Raw genomic sequence first — 6,038 nt, 5'->3', positions numbered from 1 at the left:
GCTAAAGCTCAAGTTACGTTTGCTTAGGAATTGTTTACCAGTGAAAGGGAGTCCGACCCCGCTGAAGCGGGGTCGGAATGACCCTCGGTACGGTCCTTCGCCTTTCAGGACCCAACTTGTCCCCTTCGCAAAATAATTCGTAATTCGTAATTTTTAATTAAAATTAATTTTTTGCGTCCTTTGCGGTTTTTTAAAGGTTGCAGCTCTGCTACCTTGAAGAAATGGGCTACGTTCCAGAATGTTTGACGCAGATGGTCTTTTACTAGGTCCCAAATGCCTCTGCACACAGGAATCGGCTTGATTTTAAAATACCTATTTAGTATTTTCAATCTGTTTTTAATAAGATAAAATAATTGTAAACAAATCTTTCCGGCGGACACAATGACAGTTTATCAGAGGTTGTTGGAAATCAAGGCGCAAAAAGGCGCTGGCTACCTGATCTTAATCGATCCGGACAAGACAAGCATGGACGCCTTACCGCAGGTGATTGAAAACGGAATTCAGGCAGGCGTGGATGCTTTTTTAGTAGGTGGCAGCCTATTATTGACGCCCCATTTTGATCAATACCTTGAGCAATTTAAAAAATATGCACAGCAGCTACCGGTGATTATCTTTCCGGGTGGGGTGCATCAGGTTTCCCGTCATGCAGATGCCATCCTTTTTCTCTCTTTACTCAGCGGGCGCAATCCGGATCACCTCATAGGCACTCAGGTTCTGGCTGCGCCAATCATTCACCGTTTGCGTCTGGAAGCTATTTCTACGGCCTATCTGTTGATTGAATCAGGAGAGGTAACATCCGCCGAATTTATGAGCGGCACGCGTCCTTTGCCGCGCAACAAACCGGAAATTGCCGTTGCCCATGCTTTAACCGCGGAATATTTTGGCTTTAAATTCATTTATTTAGAAGGGGGCAGCGGGGCCCAGCACTCTGTTCCACAAGAAATCATAGGGACCATTCATAATCAGGTTAATGTGCCGCTAATTGTTGGGGGCGGGATCCGAACCCCTGAAGAGGCCGCCCAGAAGGTGGCGGCCGGGGCCTCTTTCATTGTGACTGGAAATGTGCTGGAAAAACGCAACAACCATCATCTGGCCTACGATTTTGCCCATGCCGTACATCAAAAAAGGTAATCTATGGAAATCAAGGAATCGATCAAGAAGCATTTTGAAGAGAGTATTCTGGTTAAACAACTGGTCATCAAACACTGTACGCCATTCATTGACCAGGCTATTTGGCTGATTGCTGAATGTTTTAAGCAGGGAAAAAAATTACTGCTTTGTGGTAATGGCGGTAGTGCAGCCGACGCGCAGCATCTGGCTGCAGAATTTGTTATTCGCCTGAGCCACGAACTTGAGCGTCCGGCTTTGCCGGCCATTGCTTTAACCACCGATAGCTCTGTTTTGACAGCCGGTAGTAATGATCTGGGCTATGATCAGATTTTTGCTCGCCAGGTGGAAGCGCTGGGCCAAACGGGCGATGTGTTGCTGGGCATTTCCACCAGCGGAAATTCGGAGAATGTGCTTAAGGCCTTCCCTATTGCCCGGGACAAGGGAATTAAAACGATCGCTTTTTTAGGGCAGAACGGAGGAAGATCCAGAGATTGGGTCGATGTGCCGATTATTGTGCCTTCGGTAAATGTTCAGCACATTCAAGAAGCGCATATTGCTATTGGGCACATTATTGTTGAGCTCGTTGAAAAATCGCTTTTTGCTTCAAAATAAATTTTCAAAATATTTCAGTTTTATCGATTTTTTCCGATTAAAAAGCATCGGTTCCCTGGAAGGTACAGATTTTAATTCAAATTTTTTTACTATGAATACAAGGGAGAAAGGTGATGAGCGAAGTCTATTTAATTACTGGTGGAGCTGGATTTATTGGTTCTAATCTGGCAGAAGCCCTGGTACAAAAGGGCGCAATGGTTAAAATTTTAGATAATTTTTCCACCGGCCGTGCGGAAAACATTAAATCGCTTCTGGATAAAGTGGAAGTCATCAATGGAGATGTCCGGTATCTGAACACGCTTTTGGAGGTAACGAGGGGAGTGGATTACATCCTGCACCAGGCGGCCCTGCCCTCTGTGCCCCGTTCCATTCAGACTCCGCTGGAGAGCAATGACGTCAACTTAAACGGTACATTAAATGTGCTTTACGCGGCCAAGGAAAATGGCGTCAAACGTGTTGTTTACGCTGCCTCTTCTTCGGCCTATGGCGATACGCCCACCCTGCCTAAAGTAGAAACCATGAAGCCCAACCCGCTTTCGCCATACGCGGTTAATAAATTAGCCGCTGAACAATACTGCTCGGTATTTTACAAAGTGTACGGTCTGGAAACAGTAGCCTTACGTTATTTCAATATTTTTGGTCCGCGGCAGGACCCGAATTCCTATTACTCTGCGGTCATCCCCAAGTTTATTAAGGCCTATTTCAAGGGGCAGTCTCCAACCATTTACGGCGACGGAACTCAGAGCCGTGATTTTACCTACATTGAAAACGTGATAGATGCCAACCTGAAAGCCTGTAAAGCTCCGGATGCGCCGGGACATGTTTTTAACATTGCCTGCGGCGAACGCATTACTCTAAATGAACTGGCGGAAGAACTGCGCAAATTGACCGGCGCTACGGTCCAACCCATTCATGGCGATCCCCGGCCTGGCGATATTAAACATTCACTGGCAGATATTGAAGCAGCGCGTAAAATTTTAGGCTACGAGGTAAAGGTACGCGTTAAGGAAGGTTTGCAAAAGACTGTGGAGTGGTTTGATCGCCACAGGGATGCTCTGGAATAACAAAAGGCACGATCAACTGTTATGAACCGTGATTTTTTTGATTTTGAACCGGGATTTGCCTGATTACATGATTACCAGGATTAGGTTTTTTTGATTTCGGGAATTTGTGCCTAATATTTGAGGCTGGTCTTTCTGTGGGCTATTAAAATCAAGGTTCAAATTCTGAACCAGGATTTACTTGATTAAAGGATTACCAAGATTAAGCATCTCCTGTGTCTGGATTTTGCCCATGAAATTAAGGAACAACTTTCTTTAGGCAACCTAAATCAAGACAATCATATAATCCTCTTAATCCTGGTTCAAACTATCACATTAATCCCGGTTCAAACCCTCACCATGATTATGTTTTTTGGGGCTCCTCTGGCATCGGAGCTGAGGGGCAGGAAAAGAAGAGCTTACGGCTCATTACAATCTTTTAAGGCCTCCTCAAAATGGCAGGCGCACAGGTCTGTACTCATCTGCCACAACCGATCCTGTATCTTTTCGTCAAAGGCTATGGCGGCCGGATGGGCCGGTCTTAAATTGGAAAAATAGGTGCCGCTCACTTTTTGAAGCTCCTGGGCGCTTGCAAGATAGACGGAGGTTCTGGCCCCTTCTTCCACGGAAGCGCCGCCTCCGCCCCAACCGGCGCGCAATAACTTGGTGTCGATCACCCCAGGATGCAGGCAGTTAACGGTCACCTTGTTTTTGTCCAGTAAGCTGGCCAATTTAAAGGTGAACAGGATATTCATCAGTTTCGAGTAGGAATAGGCGCGGTAACCAGAGTACGATTCTTCTGTTTGAATCTTTTCAAAATCGAGTTCCTGACTGTGGGCCATGGAGCTCACATTAATGATGCGCGCTGGGGCACTACTGCATAATAAATCCAGCAAAAGACAGGTTAACAAAAAATGGGCTAAATAATTTACGGCAAAGGTCATTTCAAAACCATCCCGGCTTTGTTTAAAAGTCGCTTCAAATACTCCGGCGTTGTTAATTAACACGTGCAGGGCAGAGTAGCGCGCCTTAATGTGCCGGGCCATTTGCCTGACCTCCTGTAATGAAGCCAGATCGGCCTGGACAAAATCAAGGTGGTCATTGCCCGTCATGGATTTAATCTCTTGCAAAACTTGCTGTCCCCTGGAAGAATTTCTGCCATGTAAAACGACGTGTGCGCCCCGCTTTGCCAGTTCAAGGGCGGTCTGTTTACCAATTCCATCGGTCGCACCGGTAATTAAAACTATTTTCCCTTGCATAGTACCTCCTTTTAATCGATCTAAAAAGCGTTCCGGGTTTGTCAGTTTTTTAGAATTGGCAACCGTTCTCCGGATAACGACGTACATTTCAGCAGCGAACTCAGCCAACTTCAGATGCTTTTTAGCCATGCCTTCATAGGTAAGCCTCTTGAGTGACCTGCGTAATTTTAAATACAACCGGCCCGGATTTTATTCGTACATGAGAAATGCGAGCAGTTCGGAACGATGAGCTTCCAATTCATCCTGCCAGCGCGCCTCAATGGCCGTCAAATCCGTTTCCCGTTCAAGCAAAGGCCGTAACCAATCATTGCCCACCAGAATATCAAAGGGCATTTTATCATATTCATATTCGTAAGGCGGTTGTTTCCACTGAAAATATTCCGGATAGGAGCGAATGATTTGCCAGATGAGAGCAATAGCCGTTAAAAACGGTTTAAACGTCTCTCTTTGATGCACGTGCATGAAACAACCGCGACACACTTCGCCATGGTATTTGTTGAAGGTCGGTTGAAATTCCAGAGGACGGAAATACACGCCAGGTAAGCCGAGACGATTCATGGCCTCAGAAAATTTCCAGTGATCGATCCAGGGCGCGCCAAAGATTTCAAAGGGTCTGGTGGTGCCACGGCCCTCGGAAATGTTAGTGGCTTCCAGCAAACACATGCCCGGGTAGACTACTGCGGTATCAACAGTGGGCATATTGGGAGAAGGCATGGCCCAGGGCTGTCCGGTTTCATCAAAATAAAAAGACCTTTGCCAATGTTTCATGGGGACCAATTCCAACGTAGCTTCCGGATAAAAGGCGGCCTGAAAATAACGGGCAATTTCCCCAATGGTCAATCCATGGCGAACCGGCAACGGATGCCAGCCCACAAAACTTTTGAAAGCGGGCTGCCACCAGGGGCCTTCCATCTGCTGGCCGCCAATGGGATTGGGACGATCCAGCACAATGATCTTTACGTTCTGTTCGGCGCAGGCTTCCATGGTTAAAGCCATGGTCCAGATGAATGTGTAATACCTTGCCCCCACGTCCTGCAGATCGATGACCATGACATCCAGATCACTCAACATGTCCGCTGTCGGTTTGCGATTTTCGCCATACAACGAATAAACCGGAAGTCCGGTGTAGGGATCCTTAAATCCTTCCCATTCAATCATGTTGTCCTGAGTGTGGCCAAACAGGCCGTGCTGCGGTCCAAAAAGGGCGCTTAAACGGAAAAGGCCAAGCTGATGCGCCCGAAAGAACAATTCAATGGCATGCCGAAAATTTTTTGCAATGGAGGCCTGATTGCACAGCAAGCCAACGCGTTGACCTTCGATTATTTTAAAATGTTCATTTTGTAGAACATCCAGCCCGCTTAACACCATGATTTTTGCCTCGCTTTTTCAATGGTAAACATACCATAGTAAATAAACATGAAACGCAGCGATTGCAAATTTAATTGATGGGCAATGGAGCGCTGTATTACAGTGAAAGATTCGAGCTAAAATTCGGTTACGTTACGCTTGCTAACAACATTTGAGCTGTGTGAGTAGGTAAAGCCGTTGAATGGTTAAATGGTTGAATCGTTTAATGGTCTGGACAGCTGTCCAGATCTGTTCCTGAGAGTAGCAATTTCCGCTGCGCTCCAACCGGCTGCCACGGCCAGACGGGCATGTCCCGATGACGCTCGGCACGAAGCCTCACTGATTGTCATTTCGACCGATGCGCGGAGCGAAAGCAACGTGCAAAGTGGAGAAATCTTTCTCAGGCGTAAGGGCGAAGCATTTTCCTGAAGTTTGTTCCAATTAGCGCAACCTCTTTGTGTACAAGTTAAAATCGCTCTTGAGAAAGACTTTGCAAAAAATGCTTCGCCCTTACCAAAGTCTCGAGCTGAAGCTCGAGTTACGTTGCGCTTGCGAATTGTCTGAAGGTGTAAAGGATTCCTCATCCCGCTAAAGCGGGAATTCGGAATGACACTCGGTACGGTCCTTCGCCTTTCAGGGGCGCTACTTGTCCTTTCACAAAATAATTCGT

6 protein-coding genes are annotated in these 6,038 nt (G+C 46.6%); 4 read left to right on the top strand and 2 right to left on the bottom strand.

Annotated features, from left to right (window positions below):
* The first annotated feature begins 381 nt into the window (after positions 1-381).
* The 3 genes from ACWB0I_RS06220 to ACWB0I_RS06210 all read left to right on the top strand — a co-directional run bounded on the left by ACWB0I_RS06220 (position 382) and on the right by ACWB0I_RS06210 (position 2,786).
* Positions 382-1,131, top strand: coding sequence for a phosphoglycerol geranylgeranyltransferase (locus tag ACWB0I_RS06220; protein ID WP_479387180.1), 750 nt, complete (start codon positions 382-384; stop codon positions 1,129-1,131).
* Positions 1,132-1,140: 9 nt separating this feature from the next.
* Complete coding sequence (locus tag ACWB0I_RS06215; RefSeq protein ID WP_479387181.1) at positions 1,141-1,722, top strand: D-sedoheptulose-7-phosphate isomerase; 582 nt, start codon at positions 1,141-1,143, stop codon at positions 1,720-1,722.
* A 113-nt stretch (positions 1,723-1,835) separates the two neighbouring features.
* A complete protein-coding gene (locus tag ACWB0I_RS06210) occupies positions 1,836-2,786 on the top strand; it encodes an SDR family oxidoreductase (protein ID WP_479387179.1) in 951 nt (316 codons plus the stop codon).
* A 395-nt stretch (positions 2,787-3,181) separates the two neighbouring features.
* Here ACWB0I_RS06210 and ACWB0I_RS06205 read toward each other — a convergent pair whose 3' ends face one another.
* Together ACWB0I_RS06205 and ACWB0I_RS06200 are read right to left on the bottom strand one after the other, a co-directional pair.
* Positions 3,182-4,021 carry an SDR family oxidoreductase gene (locus ACWB0I_RS06205; protein ID WP_479387178.1) on the bottom strand — a complete coding sequence of 280 codons (840 nt, stop codon included), beginning with the start codon at positions 4,019-4,021 and terminating at the stop codon, positions 3,182-3,184.
* 189 nt (positions 4,022-4,210) lie between these two features.
* Positions 4,211-5,389 (bottom strand): exo-beta-N-acetylmuramidase NamZ family protein, encoded by a 1,179-nt coding sequence (locus ACWB0I_RS06200; RefSeq protein ID WP_479387177.1) that lies wholly within the window; start codon positions 5,387-5,389, stop codon positions 4,211-4,213.
* A gap of 189 nt (positions 5,390-5,578) precedes the next feature.
* Here ACWB0I_RS06200 and ACWB0I_RS06195 point away from each other — a divergent pair, with 189 nt between their 5' ends.
* Entirely contained in the window at positions 5,579-5,797 is a 219-nt protein-coding gene (locus tag ACWB0I_RS06195; RefSeq protein WP_479387176.1) for a hypothetical protein, read from the top strand.
* Positions 5,798-6,038: the final 241 nt, after the last annotated feature.

Source organism: Caldithrix sp. (genome assembly GCF_056497305.1).
The sequence above is the reverse complement of the archived record's forward strand: the minus strand, read 5'-3'. Positions and strand labels throughout refer to the sequence as shown.

Coding starts and splice junctions, on each gene's coding strand:
- ACWB0I_RS06220 (WP_479387180.1), top strand. CDS start 382: ATGACAGTTTATCAGAGGTTGTTGGAAATCAAGGCGCAAAAAGGCGCT.
- ACWB0I_RS06210 (WP_479387179.1), top strand. CDS start 1,836: ATGAGCGAAGTCTATTTAATTACTGGTGGAGCTGGATTTATTGGTTCT.
- ACWB0I_RS06205 (WP_479387178.1), bottom strand. CDS start 4,021: ATGCAAGGGAAAATAGTTTTAATTACCGGTGCGACCGATGGAATTGGT.
- ACWB0I_RS06200 (WP_479387177.1), bottom strand. CDS start 5,389: ATGGTGTTAAGCGGGCTGGATGTTCTACAAAATGAACATTTTAAAATA.
- ACWB0I_RS06195 (WP_479387176.1), top strand. CDS start 5,579: ATGGTTGAATCGTTTAATGGTCTGGACAGCTGTCCAGATCTGTTCCTG.